The sequence below is a fragment of the Pseudomonas sp. PS01297 genome (assembly GCF_029959305.1).
In the GTDB taxonomy this organism is placed as follows: domain Bacteria; phylum Pseudomonadota; class Gammaproteobacteria; order Pseudomonadales; family Pseudomonadaceae; genus Aquipseudomonas; species Aquipseudomonas helleri.
This window is the reverse complement of record NZ_JASCPQ010000042.1, coordinates 23259-45134: the sequence shown is the minus strand read 5'-3', so window position 1 is coordinate 45134 and position 21876 is coordinate 23259. Positions and strand designations below refer to the sequence as shown.

Annotated in this window: 20 protein-coding genes and 1 pseudogene; 16 read left to right on the top strand and 5 right to left on the bottom strand. The window is 55.2% G+C overall.

The genetic code is table 11. The features are described from left to right. Positions 1-254 precede the first annotated feature (254 nt). The 4 genes from QMX84_RS14310 to QMX84_RS14295 all read left to right on the top strand — a co-directional run bounded on the left by QMX84_RS14310 (position 255) and on the right by QMX84_RS14295 (position 4691). Positions 255-1043, top strand: coding sequence for an SDR family oxidoreductase (locus tag QMX84_RS14310; protein ID WP_282364087.1), 789 nt, complete (start codon positions 255-257; stop codon positions 1041-1043). 236 nt (positions 1044-1279) lie between these two features. Continuing rightward, positions 1280-2236: a 3-hydroxyacyl-CoA dehydrogenase gene (locus tag QMX84_RS14305; RefSeq protein ID WP_282364086.1), complete on the top strand. Its 957-nt coding sequence runs from the start codon at positions 1280-1282 to the stop codon at positions 2234-2236. Between the two features lie 48 nt (positions 2237-2284). Beyond that, positions 2285-3211 carry a 3-keto-5-aminohexanoate cleavage protein gene (locus QMX84_RS14300; RefSeq protein ID WP_282364085.1) on the top strand — a complete coding sequence of 309 codons (927 nt, stop codon included), beginning with the start codon at positions 2285-2287 and terminating at the stop codon, positions 3209-3211. 109 nt (positions 3212-3320) lie between these two features. After that, positions 3321-4691: an MFS transporter gene (locus tag QMX84_RS14295; RefSeq protein WP_282364084.1), complete on the top strand. Its 1371-nt coding sequence runs from the start codon at positions 3321-3323 to the stop codon at positions 4689-4691. Positions 4692-4790: 99 nt separating this feature from the next. Here QMX84_RS14295 and QMX84_RS14290 read toward each other — a convergent pair whose 3' ends face one another. Next, complete coding sequence (locus tag QMX84_RS14290; RefSeq protein WP_282364083.1) at positions 4791-5483, bottom strand: GntR family transcriptional regulator; 693 nt, start codon at positions 5481-5483, stop codon at positions 4791-4793. Positions 5484-5701: 218 nt separating this feature from the next. Between QMX84_RS14290 and QMX84_RS14285 the strand changes: the two genes are divergently transcribed. Beyond that, the gene (locus tag QMX84_RS14285; protein ID WP_048391174.1) at positions 5702-6304 is read left to right on the top strand and encodes a hypothetical protein; all 603 of its coding nucleotides are present in this window, start codon (positions 5702-5704) and stop codon (positions 6302-6304) included. 86 nt (positions 6305-6390) lie between these two features. On the opposite strand, the gene QMX84_RS14280 is transcribed toward QMX84_RS14285, so the two are convergent. Next, positions 6391-7362: an AraC family transcriptional regulator gene (locus QMX84_RS14280; RefSeq protein ID WP_282364082.1), complete on the bottom strand. Its 972-nt coding sequence runs from the start codon at positions 7360-7362 to the stop codon at positions 6391-6393. A 99-nt stretch (positions 7363-7461) separates the two neighbouring features. Between QMX84_RS14280 and QMX84_RS14275 the strand changes: the two genes are divergently transcribed. From QMX84_RS14275 to QMX84_RS14240, 8 genes and pseudogenes are all read left to right on the top strand, one after another. Continuing rightward, complete coding sequence (locus QMX84_RS14275; RefSeq protein WP_282364081.1) at positions 7462-8712, top strand: MFS transporter; 1251 nt, start codon at positions 7462-7464, stop codon at positions 8710-8712. A gap of 146 nt (positions 8713-8858) precedes the next feature. Continuing rightward, a complete protein-coding gene (locus QMX84_RS14270) occupies positions 8859-9848 on the top strand; it encodes an aldo/keto reductase (RefSeq protein ID WP_282364080.1) in 990 nt (329 codons plus the stop codon). Continuing rightward, positions 9845-10003: pseudogene (locus tag QMX84_RS14265) on the top strand (flavodoxin); the annotation flags it as partial. The gene QMX84_RS14270 and the pseudogene QMX84_RS14265, both read left to right, overlap by 4 nt. A gap of 60 nt (positions 10004-10063) precedes the next feature. Beyond that, positions 10064-11056 (top strand): aldo/keto reductase, encoded by a 993-nt coding sequence (locus QMX84_RS14260; RefSeq protein WP_282364079.1) that lies wholly within the window; start codon positions 10064-10066, stop codon positions 11054-11056. A 60-nt stretch (positions 11057-11116) separates the two neighbouring features. Beyond that, entirely contained in the window at positions 11117-11584 is a 468-nt protein-coding gene (locus tag QMX84_RS14255; protein WP_048370781.1) for a cupin domain-containing protein, read from the top strand. A 228-nt stretch (positions 11585-11812) separates the two neighbouring features. Then, the gene (locus QMX84_RS14250; protein ID WP_282364078.1) at positions 11813-12589 is read left to right on the top strand and encodes a carboxymuconolactone decarboxylase family protein; all 777 of its coding nucleotides are present in this window, start codon (positions 11813-11815) and stop codon (positions 12587-12589) included. Between the two features lie 17 nt (positions 12590-12606). Continuing rightward, positions 12607-13659 carry an alpha/beta hydrolase gene (locus QMX84_RS14245; RefSeq protein ID WP_282364077.1) on the top strand — a complete coding sequence of 351 codons (1053 nt, stop codon included), beginning with the start codon at positions 12607-12609 and terminating at the stop codon, positions 13657-13659. Positions 13660-13741: 82 nt separating this feature from the next. Next, positions 13742-14635 carry a LysR family transcriptional regulator gene (locus tag QMX84_RS14240; RefSeq protein WP_282364076.1) on the top strand — a complete coding sequence of 298 codons (894 nt, stop codon included), beginning with the start codon at positions 13742-13744 and terminating at the stop codon, positions 14633-14635. A 67-nt stretch (positions 14636-14702) separates the two neighbouring features. Here QMX84_RS14240 and QMX84_RS14235 read toward each other — a convergent pair whose 3' ends face one another. Beyond that, positions 14703-15782 carry an SDR family oxidoreductase gene (locus QMX84_RS14235; RefSeq protein WP_282364075.1) on the bottom strand — a complete coding sequence of 360 codons (1080 nt, stop codon included), beginning with the start codon at positions 15780-15782 and terminating at the stop codon, positions 14703-14705. A 74-nt stretch (positions 15783-15856) separates the two neighbouring features. On the opposite strand from QMX84_RS14235, the gene QMX84_RS14230 reads away from it, so the two are divergent. The 3 genes from QMX84_RS14230 to QMX84_RS14220 all read left to right on the top strand — a co-directional run bounded on the left by QMX84_RS14230 (position 15857) and on the right by QMX84_RS14220 (position 19680). After that, entirely contained in the window at positions 15857-16264 is a 408-nt protein-coding gene (locus QMX84_RS14230) for a MerR family transcriptional regulator (RefSeq protein WP_278938806.1), read from the top strand. A gap of 297 nt (positions 16265-16561) precedes the next feature. Then, the gene (locus tag QMX84_RS14225; protein ID WP_282364074.1) at positions 16562-18931 is read left to right on the top strand and encodes an ATP-binding protein; all 2370 of its coding nucleotides are present in this window, start codon (positions 16562-16564) and stop codon (positions 18929-18931) included. A gap of 353 nt (positions 18932-19284) precedes the next feature. Next, positions 19285-19680 (top strand): hypothetical protein, encoded by a 396-nt coding sequence (locus QMX84_RS14220; RefSeq protein ID WP_282364073.1) that lies wholly within the window; start codon positions 19285-19287, stop codon positions 19678-19680. Positions 19681-19833: 153 nt separating this feature from the next. Here QMX84_RS14220 and QMX84_RS14215 read toward each other — a convergent pair whose 3' ends face one another. Together QMX84_RS14215 and QMX84_RS14210 are read right to left on the bottom strand one after the other, a co-directional pair. Next, complete coding sequence (locus QMX84_RS14215) at positions 19834-20313, bottom strand: GNAT family N-acetyltransferase (protein WP_282364072.1); 480 nt, start codon at positions 20311-20313, stop codon at positions 19834-19836. A gap of 502 nt (positions 20314-20815) precedes the next feature. Beyond that, positions 20816-21715 (bottom strand): abortive infection family protein, encoded by a 900-nt coding sequence (locus QMX84_RS14210; protein ID WP_282364071.1) that lies wholly within the window; start codon positions 21713-21715, stop codon positions 20816-20818. Positions 21716-21876 lie beyond the last annotated feature (161 nt).

Sequence of the window (21876 nt, the reverse complement as noted above, 5' to 3'; positions counted from 1 at the left end):
GGTCGTTAACGATGACGCGTATTTACCGAGTAAATGAGGCGTTCTGAAGACCATCGCGAGCAAGCCCGCTCCCACTCTTGAGCAGTGTTGCTCTTAAGTGAACAGCAGGGCCTTAGTATCGGGGACTGACCAAGGCCGGGGCAATGGCGGGGTGGTGGGCAGATTCTGCATTGACAAATAAACTGTGATCACATATCACTGTATTCGCATTTTTCAGCAGAACGCCCACACAACAATAAGACAGGTAAAACGCTATGAGCATTGTGAAACGACTCACGCCTTATTCCGGGTTGAAGGTGCTGATTTCCGGGGGCGCGGCCGGTATTGGTGAGGTGATTGCTGCGGCCTATCTGGAGACCGGGGCCAAGGTGCATGTGTGTGATGTCAGCGAGCAGGCGGTGTTGGCCTTCCGCGAGCGCTACCCGCAAGCGCTCGCCACCCTAGCCGACGTGTCAAACCCGGCCGAGGTCAAGCGGGTGTTTGAACTTCAGCGCGAGTGGGTCAACGGCCTCGATGTGCTGATCAACAACGCCGGCATCGCCGGGCCCACCACCGGCATTGAAAAAATCACCGAGGACGAGTGGGAGCAGTCGATCAATATCAACCTCAATGCCCAGTACCGTTTCGCGCATCATGCGGTGCCGCTGCTGGCTGAGTCGGCGCATGCACACATCATTCATATTTCGTCGGTGGCCGGGCGCCTGGGGTATGCCTGGCGCACACCGTATGCGGCGACCAAGTGGGCCATTATCGGGCTGATGAAATCGTTGGCGGCGGAGTTGGGCGACCGGGATATCCGGGTCAATGCGCTGCTGCCCGGCATCATTGAAGGCCCGCGCCAGGATCGGGTTATCCGCGACCGCGCCAAGCAATTAGGCATCTCCGAACCCGAGATGCTGAAGCAAACATTGAACAAAATCTCCCTAGGGCGCATGACGCCCCCGGACGATGTGGCCGCCATGGCGCTGTTCCTCTGCTCGCCCGCTGCGCAGAACATCACTGGCCAAGCCATCAGCATCGACGGCAACGTCGAGTACCTCTGAGCCCGCCTTGCACGGCTTGCCAGCAACCCGCTGGCGAGCCGTGTTTAAGGGTCTTTGAAACCTGTTTTATGCCCCTGCGGCCAATTGTCTGACAATCACCAAAATAGCCTTGTGATCTGTGATCACAACTAATACCATCCGTTTCAAACCACACCGGCATCGACGAGATACGCGGTGTGGATGCGCCAGCTAAAAGCGCAACTCCTGACCATAAATACAAAAATGTGGAGAACAGCATGCAACGTACCTCCCCACCTGAGCGTGGCCCCGTCGCCATTGTCGGCGCCGGATTGATTGGCAGAGCCTGGGCCATCGTGTTTGCGCGGGCGGGCCACCCCGTGCGCCTGCACGATATGGACCTGCACACCCTGCACAGCAGCCATGCGTACATCGAAGCGCGGCTCGGTGAACTCGCAGAATTTGAACTGATTGATGAAGCCCCCGGCACCGTGCTGGCGCGCATTACCTGCGTTGCGGACTTGGCAGAAGCGCTGCGTGACGTGGTGCTCGTGCAGGAAAACGTGCGGGAAACCGTCGAGGCCAAAATCGAGATTTTCAGCCAACTGGACGCGCTGGCCCCCAAGGACGCGCTTCTGGCCAGTTCGACCTCATGGCTACCGGCGTCGGAGTTCACTAAAGACCTGCCGGGGCGGGCCCGCTGCCTGGTGGCGCACCCGACCAACCCGCCCTACCTCATCCCGCTGGTAGAACTGTGCCCGGCGCCCTGGACCTCGGCGGATGTGATGCTCCGCGCCCACGCGCTGTACAGCGCAGCCGGGCAAAGCCCCGTGACGTTGTCACGTGAGATCTACGGCTTTTTGCTCAACCGGGTTCAGGCCGCAGTGCTCAACGAGTGCTTCAACTTGCATGAAGACGGCCTGGCCAGCGCGGCAGACATTGACCGCGTGCTTAAAGAAGGACTGGCCCTGCGCTGGTCGTTTATGGGCCCCTTCGAAACCATCGACCTCAACGCCCCGGCGGGCGTGCAGGATTACGCCCGGCGCTACGGCCAGCAGTACCGGCACACCGCAGCGTCGCAACAGACATTCAGTTGGTCGGACGAAGCGGTTGCCCGAGTGGACGAAGAGCGCCGCCGCACCCTTGAGCTTGAAGACATCAACCAGCGCTCAGCCTGGCGCGACAGACGCCTGATGGCCCTGGCCGCGCACAAGCGTCACGCCCCGGACGCTTGATCGCGGCTTGATCCTGAACAACAAAACCAAGACACCCAGGAGATCCCCATGGCTCGTAAAGTCATCATTACCTGCGCTGTGACCGGCGCCATTCACACCCCGTCCATGTCCCCTTACCTGCCGGTGACACCGGGGCAGATTGCCGAAGCTGCCATTAGTGCAGCCGAGGCTGGCGCGGCAATCGTCCACCTGCACGCCCGCAACCCGGTAGACGGCAGCCCTTCGCAAGACCCGGAATTGTTCAAACAATTTTTGCCGGCCATCAAAGAAGCCAGCGATGTAGTGATCAACCTGACCACCGGCGGTGCGCCGACCATGTCGCTTGAGGACCGGCTGCGCCCGGCGCGCCAGTTCAAGCCCGAAGTGGCGTCGCTGAACATGGGCACGATGAACATGGGTCTGTACCCCATGCTCAATCGCTTCAAGGAATTCAAACACGCCTGGGAGGAACCCTATCTGGCGGGCAGCCATGACCGTATTTTCAAAAACACCTTCACCGACATTGCCCACATCCTGGAGTCGTGCAGCGAGAACGGCACGCGCTTTGAGATCGAGTGCTATGACATCGGGCATCTGTACACGGCGGCGCATTTCATTGATCGCGGGCTGATCAAGCCACCGTTTTTGATCCAGTCAGTGTTCGGCATTCTGGGTGGTATCGGTGCTCACCCCGAAGACGTTCTGCACATGCGCCGCACCGCCGACCGGCTGTTTGGCGACGACTACCAATGGTCGGTGCTGCCGGCCGGCAAGCAGCAAATGAGCATTGGTGCGCAGTCGGCCACCCTGGGCGGGCACGTGCGCGTGGGCCTGGAAGATTCGCTGTGGGACGGGCCAGGCCAGTTGGCCAAAAGCAACGCGGAGCAAGTGTCGCGCATGCGCACCATTCTGGAAGGTCTCTCACTGGAAGTGGCGACCCCTGACGACGCGAGAGAAATCCTCAAGCTCAAAGGTGGCGATAACGTCAACTTCTAAGCACCGGCACTCACCTGACTAAAAACAATAGAGAGGATATTGCCGGCACCGACGGGCGCTGAACACCCACAGCGCCCTGGAACCCTATCCTCATGAGGAGACTTGAGCCATGTTCGCAACGACCCATACAAAAACAGAAAAGGGACAGTCGCTGAACGCTTTAATGTTTCGCAAGTTAATGCCGATGTTGATTTTTGCTTACGTCATCAGCTTTTTGGACAGGACCAATATTTCGCTGGCCAAAACCCACATGGCCGTCGATTTGGGGATCTCCGCGGCGGCCTACGGTTTTGGCGCCGGGCTGTTCTTCCTCACTTATGCCCTGATGGAAGTGCCCAGCAACTTGATCATGCACCGCGTGGGCGCGCGGCTGTGGATCACCCGGATCATGATCACCTGGGGCATCTTGTCGGCGGGCATGGCTTTTATCACCGACGAGACGACTTTTTACATCGCCCGTGCCCTGTTGGGCGCTGCGGAAGCGGGGCTGTTTCCGGGCGTGATGCTGTACCTCACCTATTGGTTCGGCAAGGAACAAAGGGCGCGGGCCAGCGGTTACTTTTTGATCGGCGTGTGCCTGGCCAACATCATCAGCGGCCCTATTGGCGGGCTCTTGCTGGAAATGGACGGCATCATGGGCTGGCATGGCTGGCAGTGGCTGTTCTTTCTGGAGGGCATCCCGGCGGTGCTGTTCTCGGTGGTGATCTGGAAAAAACTCCCGGACAAACCCTCCAAGGCCCGTTGGCTGACCAAGGAGCAAGCCGACGAAGTCGAGCAGGCCCTGAAAAAAGAAAACGATGAAGAAATCGCCTCGGGCAATGTGGGCCACTCCTTTAAGGGCGTGTTCAAAATCCCCCAGTTGTGGCTGGCCATTGCGGTGTACTTTCTGCACCAGATCAGTGTGTATTCGGTCATCTTCTTTTTGCCGGGCATCATCGGCACTTACGGCGGGCTGACCTCGGTTGAAATCGGCCTGCTCAACTCCATCCCCTGGGTAGCAGCCGCGCTGGGCGCCGCCTTTTTGCCTAAATACGCCACCACACCCAAGCTGTCGCGCAAGATCATGTTTGGCGGTTTGATCCTGATGTCGGCTGGCCTGACCCTGGCCGCCTACACCCCGCCGATGATTGCACTGATCGGCTTTACCCTCACCGCCTCGATGTTCTTTGTCGTGCAGCCGGTGGTGTTCCTCTTCGCCAGTTCGAGGCTCGCCGGAGCGGGCATGGCGGCCGGGCTGGCGCTGGTCAATACCTGCGGCATTACTGGCGGCTTTTTCGGGCCGTCCTTGCTGGGGTTTGTCGAGCAAACCACTGGCAGCACCAAAAACGGGCTCATTATTGTGGCCGCGCTGCTAACCCTCGCCGCCTTCCTGAGCACCCGCCTGCGCCAAGCCCAGGAATCTGCCTCTACAAAAACACGGGACAACATCGTATTGCCCCACGTCGCACCGTGCCTGACTGAAAACTCGAGGATCAAATGAACACTCTGTCCCTGGCCCGTGCGCCGCACAGAGGTAAGCGCCCATAAAAAAACGAAGCGGACTGTTCAGTCCGCCTCGTTTTTTGCATCTGCCGCCGGGTTAATCCGCGTCGACAGGCTTGATCGCATCCGCCACCACCAGCGCACCGGTGTTCACAATAAATTCGGCGGCACTCTTGATGTCGCCTTGCAACGCCGCACACGCCGCCACCGGATCGCGCGCCTTCAGGGCCTGCACCAACGCCGCATGGTGACTGGCCTGCACCCGCTGAATCACCCGCTCGGTGCCAGAACGCAAATCGTAATTGAGGATTGGCCCGATCCGGAGCCACAGCGACTCAACGATCTGCAGCAAAATCGGCATGTCCGCCTGGCCATAAATGGCGAAGTGCAGCGCCTTGTTCAGGGCAATAAGCCGCGACTCATCGGGCGGGTTCTGCGCAAACTCTTGGCAAAACGCATCGTGAATCCCTTGAATCTCCTGCAATGCCTCAGCACTCACCAACTGCGCCGCACGAGCAGCCGCCTGCCCTTCCAGGTTCAGGCGAATACTGGTGATCTCGCGAAACTGGCTGACCGTCAGCACCGGCACCCGGATATACCGATTGGCCGCCATCTCCAGCGCCTGCTCAGCGACCAGGCGATGCACCGCCTCACGCACCGGCATCACACTCACGCCCAGCGCATCGGCAATGGACCTGAGCGACAGCTTCTCGCCGGGCATGACACGGCCACTGATCAGCAGATCACGAAGCTGGGAATAAACGTCCGCACTGAGAGTCTGGCGGATCATGGGCGACACGAGTTTGGATAGATTCATGGGCGAGGATTATAGGCGGATTGGGGCGTTGGGTGTAGGTGGTTGGAGGGGGTGTGATCACAGTTTTTTGCGGGGATGGCAGAGCGTGCTGAACAGGCCGTCGGAGGGTATCTGCACACGAAAACAGGCCTGATGCCGAATAAACCTCTGTAGACGCGGTCACAGCAACACTTATGGAGAGGAAGGGCCCCATGTCGACACGCTCAACACTCTGCTTACTGCTGTTGCCAATGTTCGCAGGTTGCCAGTATCTACCCCACACGGATTACTTCGTCGCTCCGGCCAATGAGCCGAATCCGGCATGGATCCGGGTCGTCAACTTCACCCAGCATGCGGCCATTTATCAATCGGCAAACGGTGTGAAGACGGGGGGCGTGGTCCGTACCGGGCCTCTCCCATTTATCCATACCCAGGACATCGGCATGCCCAAAGCGGGGCAAAATCTGACCTGGGACTACTATGAGTCAACGCTTCGGCCGGGCCTCGAAACGAGTGTCTACATGTCGTGGGAGGGTACGCGTACCCGGACTTGTTTTGTCACAACGACCTTCACTCCAGAAGCCGGGCGCTACTATCAGTTCCTCCTTACCTCAGGCGACGGTGGGACCTGCACGCTTTACCCCACCCTGATCGAGCGAGATAAAGACAGCACAGGCTGGCATTTAGTCCCCAACAAGGACGTGACCTACAAGTACGACGGCCCCACAGCCAAGAGCTTCTATACCAACAGCCAGTTCGAAGATCCCAACTACCAGCCACCGCCCGAGCGCTATCCCGGCATAGATGTCAGGTAGGCGATTGAAGAAGTCATGCTCCTGCTTGGCCCGCGGCAAAATCGGCGGCGCACATCGGGGGATGACCAGATCGATATCGTCGTACTTCAGGTTGCAACAGGACGAGCTATTCGCCGACTGGCGCCGGGTGGCTGGCCGGTGATGCGCTTAAAGGCACGACTGAAGGCCGCTTGAGAGGTGTAGCCCAGACGCTGCGCCACGGCCTCAATGGGCAGGCGCTCAAGACTTAGCCATTGACTGGCGAGACGCATCCGCAGCTCCGTTGCATAGCGCAGCGGGGGGATGCCAATAGTCGCCTGGAAGCGTTCCGCGAAGACCGAGCGAGAGGTATTACAGTGCGCTGCCAGTTGCGCGACGGTCCAGTCGCGCGCGGGCTCCCGGTGCAAGGCCAGTAGCGCACTGGCCAGCTTGGGGTCGCGCAATGCGGCCACCAACCCTGAGGCGTTGCCGCAGGCGCACTCAACCCAGCCACGAACGATCATCGCCGCCACTACGTCAGCGAGGCGAGCGAATATGCCTGCGAAGCCGATGCGCGCAGAGCGGACTTCGCGCTCCATGGAAGCAAGAATCGGCATAAGCCCAGGGTAACGCTGCCCCCTGGCATCAATCAGCATCAGATCTGGCATCAATCCGCCAAGGCCATGCAAACTTGTGAGTTCGAACTCCATGCAGGCACTGAAGATAATGCTACTGGGGCTGACATCGGCACCGGGGGAAGCATCCACGGCACAGATCGCGTCGCCAAGAGGGACCGCGTCGAAGCTGCTGATGTCTTGGGCGGGTGCATCCTGGCTTGAGAACAGTTGATGGGCTTCACCCTGGGCGATGAACACCGCGTTGCCGGCCGACAACTCGTACACAGTGCCGTCCTCCGTACGCAGGGCGGCGGTACCCACGGCGAGGAAGTGGAAGTAGGCGTGCCCTGGTTTGGCAGCAAAACCCAGCCCGAAAGAGGGACCGGCCTGGATGCGATGGTACTTGACGCCCCGCAGGCGCATGCCGCGCAACAGTTCGTTGATGAGGTCGGACGATAAGACGAACTGATCCTGGGATGTCATGTCGGGGTTTCGGTCAAAAACTAAAGATTTTGCATCATAGAACATCCTCACCTGCATCCATAGACTTCTGGTTGAGATAACTTCCAGAGGTATTGCGTGATGAGTAATGGGGTGTGTGACGTTGTAACTGATGCGCGCGTTGGCAACGAAGCTGATTTAGAGCCCACGACACCGGCATGGATGGCGGTATTTTCGCTGGCGATGGGCGTGTTTGGATTGTTGACCGCGGAGTACCTTCCGGCCAGCTTGCTGACGCCGATGGCCGCTGAACTGGGGGTGTCGGAAGCCTTGGCCGGGCAGGCGGTGACCGTGACGGCAGTCGCGGCGCTGTTCTCAGGGTTACTGCTGCCCGGCTTGACGCGAGGGATCGACCGGCGAGTGGTATTGCTGGGCTTTTCCGTGCTGATGATTGCCTCCAACTTGTTGGTGGCTTTCTCTTCCAGCCTGATAGTGCTGCTGGTCATGCGGATTTTGCTGGGTATCGCACTGGGCGGCTTCTGGAGCATGGCGGCGGCCGTGGCGATGCGCCTGGTACCGCCGACGCTGCTGCCGCGAGCCCTGTCGATTATTTTCAGCGGTATTGCAGTGGGTACGGTGGTCGCGGTGCCGCTCGGCAGTTATTTGGGCGGGCTGTATGGCTGGCGCAGCGCTTTTGTGGCGGCCGCCGCCGTAGGGGTAGTCACGCTGGTTTTCCAGCTTTTCACCCTGCCACCTCTGGCTCCGCGCAGGCCTGCGCGCTTAAGAACGGTACTTGAAGTGCTGCTGCGTCCGGGCATTGCCGTGGGTATGTTGGCTTGCGTGCTGGTGCATACAGGGCACTTCGCGTTGTTCACTTACATCCGGCCGTTTCTGGAAAGCACATCCGGCGTGGGGGCTGAAGGATTGGCGCTGATGCTGCTGGGGTTCGGCGCGGCTAACTTCGTCGGCACGCTGTTGGCAGGCTGGCTGCTTGAAAAAAGCCCGCGCGGGACGATGGTGCTGATGCCTGCGCTGGTCGGCGTTACAGCTTTAGCCTTGGTAGGGCTGCCTGCTTCTGTGCCGGGTCAGGTGGTGTTATTGGCACTTTGGGGCATGGCTTTTGGCGGTGTACCCGTGGCGTGGTCAAACTGGGTAGCCCGAGCGGTGCCAGATCAGGCTGAAAGCGCGGGAGGCATGGTGGTGGCATCGGTTCAGTCGGCGATCGCTGCGGGTGCCGCTGCCGGGGGCGCCATGTTCAGTTTCAGCGGCATCGATGGTGTTTTTGTCGCCGCCGGCATTCTGATGCTGTTGGCAGCACTGTTGATCGGTATGCGGGTCAAGGTCCAAGCGCCAGGGCACGGCGCAGGAAAAAGTCCGGGCCTGCATCTTTAACCCGATCGGGCGCCCATGAAGGCGCACTCGCCCTCTCCCTTTTCTGAAATTAATGAGAAATGCTCATAAACCCTTGCCGATTTAACCGTCTAGTCCCCACTCGCTAGGTCACCTACTGTTCTCCCATCGCCAAATGGGAGATCCACATGCACAAGCGCTCACTCGGAACAAGTTCACTCGAAGTGTCAGCCCTGGGCTTGGGTTGCATGGGCTTGAGCCATGGCTACGGCCCGGCGACTGACACACAACAAGCCGTTGCGCTGATTCGTTCGGCGGTTGAGCGAGGCGTCACGTTCTTCGATACCGCCGAGGTTTACGGCCCTTATCTGAACGAGCAAGTGGTAGGCGAAGCCTTGGCACCGGTGCGCGATCAAGTGGTCATCGCCACCAAGTTCGGCTTCACCTTCGGCGACGACAATAAACAGCAGATTCTCAACAGCCGCCCCGAGCACATTCGGGTCGCGGTTGAGGGGTCGCTGCGTCGACTAAAGACCGATTACATCGATCTGCTTTACCAGCACCGCGTCGACCCGGACGTGCCGATCGAGGACGTCGCCGGGGCGGTGAAGGACTTGATTGCTGAAGGCAAGGTCAAGCACTTCGGCCTGTCGGAAGCCGGGGCGCAGACCATTCGCCGGGCGCACGCGGTACAGCCGGTCACCGCCTTGCAGAGCGAATACTCGTTGTGGTGGCGCGAGCCTGAAAAAGAGATTCTGCCGACGCTGTGGGAGTTGGGCATCGGCTTCGTACCGTTCAGCCCATTGGGCAGAGGTTTTCTGACCGGCACGGTGTCGGCACAGACCACGTACAGCAGCGACGATTTTCGCAGCATCGTCCCGCGTTTCAGCCCGTCGGCGCTGCAAGCCAATCAGGGCCTGGTGGTGCTGATCCGTCAGATTGCTGCGCAAAAACAAGCGACTCCGGCACAAATCGCGCTGGCCTGGCTGCTTGCGCAGGCGCCGTGGATTGTGCCGATTCCGGGCACGACCAAACTGTCGCGCCTGGAAGAAAACCTCGGCGGCGCAGACATCACGCTTGATGCCAGCGAACTGAATGCCATTGATAGCGCATTGGCGCAGATCCGCATTGAAGGCGAGCGTTATCCAGAGGCCCTTAAGGCGCGTGTCGGTCGATGAGCACCGATCACGATCCGCTGCGGCGTACGGTAATCGCCGCACTGGCCAGCGCCCCGCTGCTGTCGCTTGCCGACACGCAAGATGCCAGTGCAACACCGCGTTCAGGCTCACGGATTCTGGTCGCGTATTTCTCGCGCTCGGGTAATACCCGCGTGAACGGCTGGCTGAACGATCACCCTCTCGCGCGTTAACTGAGTTCTGTACGGAGTGACACCATGAAAATCCGCACGTTGGGCAATGGCCTGGAAGTGTCCGCACTGGGCCTTGGTTGCATGAGCATGACCTCGGCCTATGGCCCGGCTGCCGACAAAGCCAGCATGATCAAGCTGATTCGTTCGGCTCACGAACAAGGCATCACTTTGTTCGACACTGCTGAAGCGTATGGCCCGTTCGCCAATGAAGAACTGCTGGGTGAGGCCTTGCAGCCGATCCGCGAACAGGTGGTCATCGCCACCAAGTTTGGCTTCGATATCGACCTGAGCACTGGCGTGCGAGGCAGTGGTACCAACAGCCGCCCGGAACATATCCGCGCCGTGGCCGAGGCGTCGTTGAAGCGTTTACGCACCGATCACATCGACCTGTTCTATCAGCATCGCGTTGACCCGCAGGTGCCCATCGAAGACGTCGCCGGCACCATCAAAGATCTGATCGCCGAGGGCAAGGTCAAGCATTTCGGCCTGTCTGAAGCGGGCGTGCACACCATTCGCCGGGCGCACGCTGTGCAACCGGTTACGGCAGTGCAGAGCGAATATTCACTGTTCTGGCGCGGCCCGGAAGTGGAACTGCTGGCAGTGCTCGAAGAGCTGGGTATCGGGTTCGTGCCGTTCAGCCCGCTGGGCGCGGGTTTTCTCACCGGTCAGATTGATGAGCACACGCAGTTCGACGCCAGCGATTTCCGCAATTTTGTGCCGCGTTTTTCACCGCAAGCGCGCAAGGCCAACCTGGCGTTGGTCGATGTGGTGAAAGCCGTCGCGCAGCGCAAACACGCCACACCGGCGCAAGTGGCGCTGGCCTGGTTGCTCGCTCAAAAACCATGGATTGTGCCGATCCCTGGCACGACCAAACCCCATCGGCTGGAAGAGAACCTGGGCGCAGTCGACCTGCAATTGACCGGTGACGATCTGCGCGAGATCAACGAGCAAATGGCGCAGATTCACGTGCACGGCGATCGCCTGCCGGAATCGGCACTGAAGATGACCGGACTCTGAGCCTGCCCGACGCGGCGCTGCATTGGGCGCTGCTTTCACTATGTGACCGGAGTTGATCCGATGAATCGATTGATCGCCCCCCTCGTTGCGTTGTCACTGATGACGGCAGAAACCCAAGCCGCCAGCGAAATCCGCATTACCCCAAACGGTTCGCAGCCCTCGGTCAAGGGCGCGGCGCAAAACTTTACGGGCACCGTACGCGTTGATGGCCTGTTCAAAGGCGATGCGCCGGCGCGCATCGGCGGCGCCACAGTGACCTTCGAGCCCGGCGCACGCACGGCGTGGCACACCCATCCGCTGGGGCAAACGCTGATCGTCATCGCAGGCGTCGGCTACGTGCAGCAAGAGGGTGGCCCGCGACAGGAAATCCGACCGGGCGACACTGTCTGGATTCCACCGCACACCCGCCACTGGCATGGCGCTACACCCAGCAACGGCATGACCCACATCGCCATTGCAGAAGCCGAGGACGGCAAGACCGTCACCTGGGCAGAGCAGGTCTCGGAGGCGCAATACGCCGGCCATTGAAGTTACGAAATGTGTCGAAGCGGCTCGTTGGCACTTTCTGCGCAAACCGTCACCCGGCGTCCATCCCCAACACCCGCGGTGGCGCGCCGTGATTGCAGCGGCCATGGCACTGGCGACTCATGAGTTCTGCTCAGGAGTCCTTGCGCAATTTCGGGGTTAATCACCCCTTTCATACTCCGTACGATCCAGTGACACCGCAGTGACCCGTAATGGACGGAGCCTTTCACGATGACCACTGATGCACGCAACTGCCCAGCCCTCCCCGCATTCATGGCGCTTTGTCTGGGCATCGGGGCGATGTTCAGCATGACCACTCAAGCAGCCGAGGCATCCCAGAACATGACCAGCCCACCAACCAGCGCAACGACCCTGTCGATGCCACAACAAACGATTCCACTGATCGCCGCATTCATGGCGAGCAGCGACATGCCGGGCCTCAACACGGCACTCAACCAGGGACTCGATGCCGGTTTGAGCATCAGCGAAATCCGCGAAATTCTGGTGCAGCTCTACGCTTATGTCGGCTTTCCGCGCAGCCTCAACGCCTTGAACGAGTTGATGACGGTGGTGCAGGCACGAAAGCAACGGGGCATTGAAGATGCGCCGGGGCGTGAACCGGGCCGGGCGATTCCCGTCGGGGATGAGCTGCTGGCTGCCGGTACCGCCAATCAAACCAGGATCTCGGGCGCACCGGTCAAGGGCCCCGTGTTCGAGTTCGCCCCGGTGATCAACCGGTTCCTGCAAACCCACCTGTTCGGCGACATTTTCGAGCGCGACAACCTCGACTGGCAAAGCCGCGAGCTGGCAACGGTCGGGGCGCTGGCGGCAACGCCAGGGGTCGAGCCGCAATTACGCTCCCACATGGCGGCGAGCCTGCGCGTCGGGCTTGGCGCGGCACAGTTGCGCCAAGTCACCGAGTTGTTGAAAAAGCATGGCGATCCACAGACGGCCGAGCGAGCCCACGCAGCGCTGACCCAAACCCTTTCGCAACTGCCAACCTTTTAATTGCTCAGGAGCTTCACATGAAAAACATGCTTAAAGCCACGTTCATGTCGGCACTGGTCGGCCTCTCGGCGGGTGAAGCCTTGGCCGCCGACTACCAAAAGAACCCGTTCACCCTCGCCTATGATGGCGCGATCAGCACCAACGAAGCGGGCAAGGTCAACATCCATCCGGTCAGCTACAAGCTCAATGGTCTGGACATCGCCGCCAACGTCTACACCCCGGCTGGCTATGACGCCAAGAAGACTTACCCGGCCGTGGTCGTTGCACACCCCAATGGCGGCGTGAAGGAACAAGTTGCCGGTTTGTATGCCCAACGCCTGGCCGAACAGGGCTACATCACCATCACTGCCGATGCGGCGTATCAGGGCGCCAGCGGTGGTCAGCCGCGCAGCATCGATAAACCGGCGTACCGTATCGAAGACATTCATGGCATGGCCGACTTTATCAGCCAGTTTGCCGGCGTTGATGGCGAGCGTCTGGGGCTGCTCGGGATCTGTGGCGGCGGTGGTTATTCGTTGGCGGCGGCGCAAACCGACAAACGCTTCAAATCGCTGGCAACGGTGAGCATGTTCAACTCGGGCCGGGTGCGCCGCAACGGCTACAACGACTCGCAAATGGACAGCATCCAGCAACGCCTGCAACAAGCGTCAGCTGCCCGCGCGCAAGAAGCGGCTGGCGGCGAAGTGCTGTATTCGGGCGATGCCAACCTCACCGAAGAGCAAATTGCCAAACTGCCCTTCGAGCTGTATCGCCAAGGTTATGAGTACTACTGGAAGACCCACGCGCACCCGAACTCGACCTTCAAATACACCACCAGCAGCCTGATCGACTTGATGCGTTTCGACGCCACTGACCATATCGAGCTGATCAACCAGCCGTTGCTGATGATCGCCGGCAGCAAAGCCGACAGCCTGTACATGACGCAGGACGCCTTCTCCAAAGCCACCGGCACCACCGACAAAGAACTGTTTATGCTCGACGGCGCGACGCACATCGAAACCTATTGGGTGCCGCGTTATGTCGATGCCGCGATTGGCAAACTGAGCGCATTTTACGCCCGCACCTTGTAATCAACTCTCTTGGGGGTCGCGCATCGGTGTGCGACCTGCTTTTATGGATGAATCCCGCGCCCCTCATGAGAGGTTCTCATCAATGTCCCGCGCCAACCTTAACGACCTGCAAGCCTTCGTGATCATCACCCGCGAAGGCAGTTTCACCCGCGCAGCCGCCCAGCTTGGCGTCTCGCAGTCGGCGCTGAGCCACACCATGCGCGCACTGGAAAGCCGATTGGGCGTGCGCTTGCTGACGCGCACCACGCGCAGTGTTTCACCGACCGAAGCGGGTCAGCGGCTGTATCAGTCGATGGCGCCGCGGTTCGATGAAATCGAACTCGAACTGGCCGCGGTCAGCGAGTTTCGTGACACCCCGGCGGGCACTGTGCGGATTCAAGCGTCCGAACATGCCGCCAACAATATTCTGTGGCCCAAGCTTTCAAAGGTGCTGCCCAACTATCCGGACATCCATGTCGAAATTACCGTCGACTACGCCCTCTGCGACATCGTCGCGCAACGCTATGACGCCGGTGTTCGCTTGGGAGATCAGGTGGCCAAAGACATGATCGCAGTGCCGGTCGGGCCATCCTTGCGCATCGCCGTCGTGGGCTCACCCGAGTACTTCAAACAGCGGCCAATACCGAAGGTGCCCGGTGATCTGGCGGGACAAAATTGCATCAACCTGCGCCTGCCCACCCATGGCAGCCTGATGCAATGGGATTTTGAAAAGGATGGTCACGAACTGAAGGCCCGTGTCGAAGGGCAATGGACGTTCAACAGCAGCGTGCCGATCCTGCGGGCGGCCGTGGCGGGGTGTGGTTTGGGCTTTCTGCCGGAGGACATGGTGGCGAAGGAACTTGCCGACGGTAGCCTTGTGCGGGTACTGGAAGACTGGTGCCAACCCTTCGCCGGTTACCATCTCTACTACCCCAATCGCCGTGAACATTCATCGGCGTTCGGGGTTGTCGTTGAAGCGTTACTTTACAAGCCTTGATGTATTGATAAATCGGCAGCGCTTAAACATGCCGCCCGGCATCGACGGCACACTGTTTGAGGACACGTCAGCGGGCTTGGCCCCTGGCCAGGCAATGTGAATTGACGAACGTTGCAGTGTGCTGCAAAGACTGACGTATCTCTGGCTTGGCTATTCCATGCCTGTTGGCAAATTGCTCGACCGCTGTTGTATCGAAACGCGTGGTCTGAATAAAGTCCAAGGCTTCGGGCTGGGTATTCAACCTCCGCGCGACGGGAGGAATACGCAGCAGTAATTTCAGTAATCGCAGTGAAATAAAGTAGTTGGGAGACTTTATGCCCAAAGGGTGTGCCAACTGCTTCAAGAGTTCCCGCAAATCAGGCGTTTGGTCATCAAGCGCGAGTAGTTCCTGACCCGCCATGGCAGGATCAAAAGCACACGCCGCCACCAGCTCAACCAGGTAATCCACGGTGACCAGTGGCAGCCAGTGCCTGGCGGTCCCCGGCACTGCCGTCAGTTTTCCCTGCACAAGGTTGCGTATCAGCTCCACTAGCGGCTGACCGTCAACGATATGCCCCGTGCGGCTGTGACCACAGACCGTCGCGGGGTGGACAACCGTCATCTCCCCTCCCTTGGCGGCCATGACATCTAAGGTCGCAAAATGCGCTTCCAGCTTGCTCGCCTCGTAACCACCGACTTGCCGGTAGACGGCAGGCCAATTCGTGCGCTGCGGATAACGTGGATCAATACCGATGCGTTGCAGATGTTCATGGTTTTGCAGCATGTAGCCGCCGATCATCACTAACCGGCTTTTTTGCTCAGCCGCCAGAAGCGCAACGCGCTTTGCCCCTTCTACGTTCACCGCACGAGAGTGCTCGATTGAAAGCCCCCACGCGAAGTGGGCGCCCAGATGGAACACGACGCTGGCGTGCCTTAGCACTTCGCGATCAGCAAGACTCAGCCCGAGAGTATCCCGTTGCAGATCACCCGCTACGGCAAATACCCGGCTTGCACACCCGCCCAACGTGTCGATTTGCTCGCGCAGTTCAGCCAGTCGCTCCGGGCGACGCATCAACACCCGAATGGTGTGGCCTTGTGCACTCAGATACGCCACTAAATGCTGACCGATAAAACCGGTCCCCCCCGTGACAAAGCACTCCACGCCCATTTCCCAGTTCCTTGTTTGAGGTAAGGAGCCGAGCGTAAACTGTCGACCCAACTCTAGGGTCAAGCGGTGTTTTCATGAAAATCGGCGAACTCGAAGCCCGCAGCGGTGCCAGCCGCCATACGCTACGTTACTACGAGCAAATCGGCCTGATCTCACCGCAGCGGCGGACCAACAACTACCGCGATTACACAACGCAAACGCTGCACGACCTGGACTTTATCAAGCGCGCGCAAAGCATGGGATTTTCCCTGGGGGAAATAGGCGAGATTCTGGATGCGCAGCGCAATAAGCTGATCGATTGTGCTGACGGCGCCAAGCTCATTGAAAAAAAGATGGCAGAAGTCCAACTGAAAATCGCCAACCTCCAAAGTATTTATCGGTATCTGGATGAAGAGCGGGCAAACCTCGAAGCTAGTGCTGCGAAACAGCTTGAGTTGGAGCGGTTGAATAATTCAGCCGGGCAACAGGGGTTGGGGGGGTGAGGTGGCGTCCATCTAGGCGGCACCCACTCGATAATCTGTGGCCGTTTGGCGGTGGCCGTTAGCTGCCTGTCGAGAAGGGCCGCTTTCGGCCAGAAGCAGCCCCTCCACCTAAGCCCTTTCCGACAAAAGCTTACCTTAGGAACTCACCAGCCCAAGCGGATGGGACCATAACGCCTTCAGAGCAACCGAGATTAAGGTGCGCTGACCTTTTCATAACGTGAAAGTAATAGTAGCATAGTGCCATGTATGGTTATTTATTCACGTATTCTAAGAACCGAAAACTAAGGAATGGTCAGAATGTACATATCGGTTGAGCAGTCTTTGGAGTTGGATCGAGCGGTCAAGAGTAGCGAAGTAGCCTTGAGAAGCTATATATCGGATGTGATTTCCGATGCATATAAGGATGAGAGCACCTTTAAGTCAGCACTAAAATCGACTTCTATTTCAGACAAGTTAATTTACTCGAAAAGATTCTCAGCAAAACTTGTAAAATTCTCTGCCGATTCTAAAAATATATATAATTTGATATCGCGATCTAAAGCTTCGCTCATGCATCGCAAGTTTGACAACGATGTGCCGTATGTTTCGGATCTGATTGATTTGTTGCTGATATTCTTCAATGCGCATTTTTCCGACACAAGCATCCTGAAAAACTTTAGCTCTGTGGAGGAATTTCATTATTGCTGCACTCTTTACCATAAAGTAAGAAATAACTTATCGCATCCAGCATCTAAACCAACTACGTTTCTGGATGCGAATAAAGTTATCTATTTTATAGAAAACGTTACTGCATCACTTGATGATAAATATTTCTGGTACTACACAAAAGAGAAAATATCTAGTGATGTAGTACAGTACAAGCAAATGCACCTGACCGGTAATGTTAAGTTCCATAATCTTAACGCAGCAGCTTCCACACATAAAAGTTTGTTATGCCGTGATTTTGAAATACAGGCTCTTTACAACTGTCTTCTGGGGGACGAGGTTCGTCAGCGGCTCGCTGGCTCTGTAGTTTTGTATGGGTACGGGGGGGTGGGGAAAACGGCGATAACTACTGAATTCTTATATAGATTACTGAGAGATAAAGCTGACGGAAAATACCCAGAGTTAGAATATTTGTTGTTTTACTCGAGTAAAGATGAATATCTTCGAGAGAACCAAACCACCGGCGAGCTTTACATCGACTCTGCGAAACCAGAATTTTCAAACCTGCTAGAGCTAAAGAAACTTATCTGTGCGTCATTAAAGTTAAATAATGTAACTGATATATCCAGCTTTTCAGGCCGCGGCATTATCGTAATAGATAATATAGAGAATATAGAGCCGGAAGAAAAGTCAAAAATAATTGAGTTTATCAGGTCTCTTCCTAGAAGCGTTCACTTTATCGTCACATCAAGAAATGAAGAGGCGTGCGAAGAAAAAATACATGTTGAGGAGTTTAAAAACAACGAAATTGGAGTGAAGTTTTTAGAACAGATTATTGAGTCTGAAGGATTTAACGTCGCACTTAATCGGCCTAGTATTAACACAATACTTAAAGTATCTAAAGGTAATGCGCTAATTATTGTCCAGGTTCTTAATATATTAGATCGTGGGGTATCAACCTTCGATGAAATTACATGTTCACTTGAGAGTTTACGATCAAAAAACTCTGAAATGATTGCAAGTTTTATGTATAAAAACACTTTTGATACCGCGTTGAAATACCTTAAGGAAAGTGGGCGTCCGGTAAATGACGTTATGCAAATCATTTCTTTATATGATGAGAGGATTGAGTTGTATTCAATTAGCAAACTTTCTAAGGTTGATATTTCAGATGCGGAGAACTTATGTAACTATCTACTTGAAAGATTAATACTTACAAAATCTGGAGAATACTACGAGCTTAATGAGTTTGCAAAGAGGTTTGTGTTTATTAAGCTTCTGCCTGATCGGTTTGAACTGAGTAAAATCAAGGATAAGATCAAGAATCATAAGGAGAGAATGAAGGCAAAGCTTGCAGAACTTGACTCTACCTTGGAAAACAACTCCGATCTTCATAAAAACGTAAACGAATGGCAGCCTAGAAATTACATTGATAAAATTGTCATTGCAGAACTATTTTCTTTATATGGCGAAGCTATAAAGTGCGTGAGCAATAGAGACAAAATAGCTTTTGATAAATACGTAAAAGAGCTCAACGACCATTCCTTTATCACAAGCCATCCATATGTGCCTGTCCAACGCGCTCGTTTGCTAAAGCAAGGGGAAAGAGTTTTTTATCCAGGTGACAGAAAAATTTTATCTGAAATTGAGCATGCATATGAACAAGCAATCGAGTCAGTTGAGTACGATTATCGTTATTTAATAGGGACAGTAGCTCATGCATCATTGTTTATGCTGTTTGGAGTATTTCTTTGTCAGCAACTTAATCAACATGGGCGTGCGATTAGATTTCTTGAGCAGGCAAAAAAGACGATTGCTCTTTCAGATAGCAAAGGATGGTTCATAACACGGAACTACCTATCTGCAGCATATGAGAAAAAATTCAAAGAAACGAAAGATCAGGCCTACAGGGATCAACTAAAGAAAGTTGTTAAAGAAGTTATAAAAGCAAGCGAAAGCTCGACAAGTTTAAATTTTGATATTGGCCGTTACAAGAGAAGGTTTTCAAAGTGGGCCGAATGATAGTGAAATAAACTTTAAACTTTTGAGTATGTCAAGGTTGTCTCGGGCTTTTGATGAGCGGGCAAAGGTACTAACACTAGTAGTCCTTCTGTTCGAAGGAAATCGATGCAAGGGGGGATGAGGGAGTAGAATTTTACCTATGCAACTTAATAAACTAACAAGAATATAGTCTGCAGACTACAATAGTCGATTTGGCGAAAAAGCTCTCCTTGATAAATCGCGACTATTGGCCGATAGGAACCTGTCACGAAAGGCGGCATTCGAGCAGAAGCTGCCTTTCATCTGGCCACAGAAAGACGCTTAATTTATCCTGCTGGAAGAGAACATTGAAAAGGAATTCAAATGAAAACTGATTGGCAACAATTCGAGAAATGAAGAGTACTGTCATCGATAGCTGTGAGCAGATCGAAACGGCAGGGTTTAATGAAGAACATCGCTCCGCGACCTTAGAAATCAAAGGCGTTGATTACTCCGTTCAGGACTTTTTAATCAGTGCTTGGACGCTCCCGGAAAACATTCGATACCAGATTATTCGTGAGCGTCATGAGGCAGGAAATAACCTTCCTTACGTTCCCGAAGCAGCACGTACTCTTGTCTCAATGGCGCAGGCTTGCACGGAATTGGTCGGAGCAGCGGATACAGCACCAGCCCAAAAAGCTATTGCGGGCATGAATCATTGGTACAAGGCCTACGCTGTACCGCATATGACTACAGCCATCAAGTTAGCAAAAAAAGAATCTGACGCTTAGATTCACCGGCGAATACCGATGTTTCATCTAGGCAACGAAAGTCTTGAATGGGGCAGAAGTGGTTGCTGGTGGGGACCGTTTTTGGCCGATGTCTACCTGTCCTCAAGGGCTTTAAACCACCCGAATGCATCCGGCTAAAAGAAAACGCGTGGATCAGCTTCTGATCCAAAGCATCGTCTGCACCGTAATATGCGGATGGCTTTCTAACGGCTCCCATTCATCCATGAAGGTAAAGCCCTGCTTGAGATAGAAGTTCGACGCTCTGGCATTGTCGGGTGAAACATCAAGAAAAACGCGATCAAATCCCTGCGAGGTAGCGCGAGCTTTCACGGTCTCTACCAGTTGAGTTGCCACGCCAGAGCCCCGTGCAGCAGGTTCAACCCACATCCCGATCAAGTTAAAGCGCTGCGCGCTACTGACTGCGGCACCAATCATTCCCACAGGCCTGTCTTGCTCGAATGCCAGCCAAAAGGCTGTGCCAGTGGATGATGCTCTCACTTGCCACTGTTCGTCAGTGTAAGCAGCGGCAGTGTGATAACTGACACCAAATGCCGTCGGCGTGTCCAAAAGCGCGGCAAGTCGGACTTGCCTCAATAGCTTCCAGTCTTCTGTTTCTGTCGATCGAATATCCATGATATTCCTTGAGGTATTAGCTTCACCTCAACGTGTCACAAGTATGTCTAGGGAGCAACCAAGCCATGCGTTACGTACGTTCGTTTTGGCCAATAGCAGCCTGTCACAAAAGGCTGCTTCCGGCCAATACTGGACGTTCAATCTGGGTGTGCGGTCGGTTCAAAGTTGATCCCCTTCAGCGTAAAAATAGTCACAGTCCACAGACGGAAAACGGTCATGTCATCTAGCCTGTACGATGGCCGTTTGCTTCATGACGTAGACAAATACGACTCCATCAAGGTGGTTTGCGAGTTTAGCGAGATCAGTTAGATGCGGTGTATATCCTTCTAAATCAAGGATTTTTTCAAGCGCGACGGTTTCACTGTTTCCGCTAACCCCAAGACCACCTACTAAATCCAAATTTTTTTGCTTGAAAACTCTTAATCCTTACAGTAGTTGCAGGTTGTCATTTTTGACCTTTGCTGATTGAGCAGACAACTCTGCAAATCCATAATTATTCATATTATTCTACAATCAAGTGTTTTTTCAGTTTTTCTAAAACGTAAATTGCCACTGCACCTGCAAGATTATTTGAAAGACGAGCCTCATCAGCATTCGCAGTCTTGTCACCTCCATGAGCAGTTCCCAAATGCGTTCTTAATGCACCTGTGCTTTGGGAAATCCCCTTAACGCCACCGAAGAAAGCACGAACATCTGCTGTGTGGTCTTCACCATTAGGAACTTTCAGTGCTGGTAAATCGCTAACCACAGCATTTATCAACTCAGTGATAGTCTTTGTTTTACCGATAGTAATCTTTCTTTTTTCAAGATAATGGCGACAAACTGACTCAAGGAATTGATTTGTGCGTGTAAGAGAATCACTCGCGTCAGAATCAATCGTTAGACGAGCTTTAATCCATTGCTTTTCAAAATAATCACCATCCATTAATTCAACAAGTTTTTCATGGATGCTTTCACTTTGCACGTCGGAAAATTCAGACAAAAGCTTTGCTGAGCTTTTTGCTTCTCCAAGCATTTCGTTGGCCTTTTCCTCAACAGCACTCCATATTGAGTTAATTGATTCTGGAGAAGCCAGCTTTATTATTTTTTCGTCATCCTTGATCTCGCTGATATGACGGGATGTCATCATTCCTTGGTATGGGGTTCCATAGTTTTGGGCGTCCTCTATTATTGAAGAAGTCAGCACTCTTAAGTTTGTTCCATCAAAATTCAACATACCGTACTCCCAGTCATCCTCATCGATCTGACCGAAAGTAACTCGCTTACCAGTTGCGTAAAGACTTAAGCCATTCAAGCCCTCACGCAATTCTCCCTCTACAACTTCAAGCCCTGCGCGTACCTCACTTCGAGTCTCCAGCACCTGCTTAGTCAAACGGGAAAGCGCTTCTTTTCTGCTAGTCATAAGGCACCAAATCAACGAGGCCACAAGGTCGTGTTGTGCAGGACAATACCCCACAATTCAAAGTCTTCCCACTCTCCCATCTCAACGCTTACGTGAGGGGGGTTGTGAGCCAAGAAAATGGTGGTGCTGGCCTCAGGAGTGTCACCAATCCGACGTCATTG

What these genes read in the sequence shown, in the direction of transcription:
- QMX84_RS14260 (WP_282364079.1), top strand. Translation starts at nt 10,064, where the DNA reads ATGAAAATCCGCACGTTGGGCAATGGCCTGGAAGTGTCCGCACTGGGC.
- QMX84_RS14225 (WP_282364074.1), top strand. Translation starts at nt 16,562, where the DNA reads ATGTACATATCGGTTGAGCAGTCTTTGGAGTTGGATCGAGCGGTCAAG.
- QMX84_RS14230 (WP_278938806.1), top strand. Translation starts at nt 15,857, where the DNA reads ATGAAAATCGGCGAACTCGAAGCCCGCAGCGGTGCCAGCCGCCATACG.
- QMX84_RS14275 (WP_282364081.1), top strand. Translation starts at nt 7,462, where the DNA reads ATGAGTAATGGGGTGTGTGACGTTGTAACTGATGCGCGCGTTGGCAAC.
- QMX84_RS14210 (WP_282364071.1), bottom strand. Translation starts at nt 21,715, where the DNA reads ATGACTAGCAGAAAAGAAGCGCTTTCCCGTTTGACTAAGCAGGTGCTG.
- QMX84_RS14285 (WP_048391174.1), top strand. Translation starts at nt 5,702, where the DNA reads ATGTCGACACGCTCAACACTCTGCTTACTGCTGTTGCCAATGTTCGCA.
- QMX84_RS14300 (WP_282364085.1), top strand. Translation starts at nt 2,285, where the DNA reads ATGGCTCGTAAAGTCATCATTACCTGCGCTGTGACCGGCGCCATTCAC.
- QMX84_RS14240 (WP_282364076.1), top strand. Translation starts at nt 13,742, where the DNA reads ATGTCCCGCGCCAACCTTAACGACCTGCAAGCCTTCGTGATCATCACC.
- QMX84_RS14245 (WP_282364077.1), top strand. Translation starts at nt 12,607, where the DNA reads ATGAAAAACATGCTTAAAGCCACGTTCATGTCGGCACTGGTCGGCCTC.
- QMX84_RS14255 (WP_048370781.1), top strand. Translation starts at nt 11,117, where the DNA reads ATGAATCGATTGATCGCCCCCCTCGTTGCGTTGTCACTGATGACGGCA.
- QMX84_RS14290 (WP_282364083.1), bottom strand. Translation starts at nt 5,483, where the DNA reads ATGATCCGCCAGACTCTCAGTGCGGACGTTTATTCCCAGCTTCGTGAT.
- QMX84_RS14235 (WP_282364075.1), bottom strand. Translation starts at nt 15,782, where the DNA reads ATGGGCGTGGAGTGCTTTGTCACGGGGGGGACCGGTTTTATCGGTCAG.
- QMX84_RS14250 (WP_282364078.1), top strand. Translation starts at nt 11,813, where the DNA reads ATGACCACTGATGCACGCAACTGCCCAGCCCTCCCCGCATTCATGGCG.
- QMX84_RS14215 (WP_282364072.1), bottom strand. Translation starts at nt 20,313, where the DNA reads ATGGATATTCGATCGACAGAAACAGAAGACTGGAAGCTATTGAGGCAA.
- QMX84_RS14310 (WP_282364087.1), top strand. Translation starts at nt 255, where the DNA reads ATGAGCATTGTGAAACGACTCACGCCTTATTCCGGGTTGAAGGTGCTG.
- QMX84_RS14270 (WP_282364080.1), top strand. Translation starts at nt 8,859, where the DNA reads ATGCACAAGCGCTCACTCGGAACAAGTTCACTCGAAGTGTCAGCCCTG.
- QMX84_RS14295 (WP_282364084.1), top strand. Translation starts at nt 3,321, where the DNA reads ATGTTCGCAACGACCCATACAAAAACAGAAAAGGGACAGTCGCTGAAC.
- QMX84_RS14280 (WP_282364082.1), bottom strand. Translation starts at nt 7,362, where the DNA reads ATGACATCCCAGGATCAGTTCGTCTTATCGTCCGACCTCATCAACGAA.
- QMX84_RS14305 (WP_282364086.1), top strand. Translation starts at nt 1,280, where the DNA reads ATGCAACGTACCTCCCCACCTGAGCGTGGCCCCGTCGCCATTGTCGGC.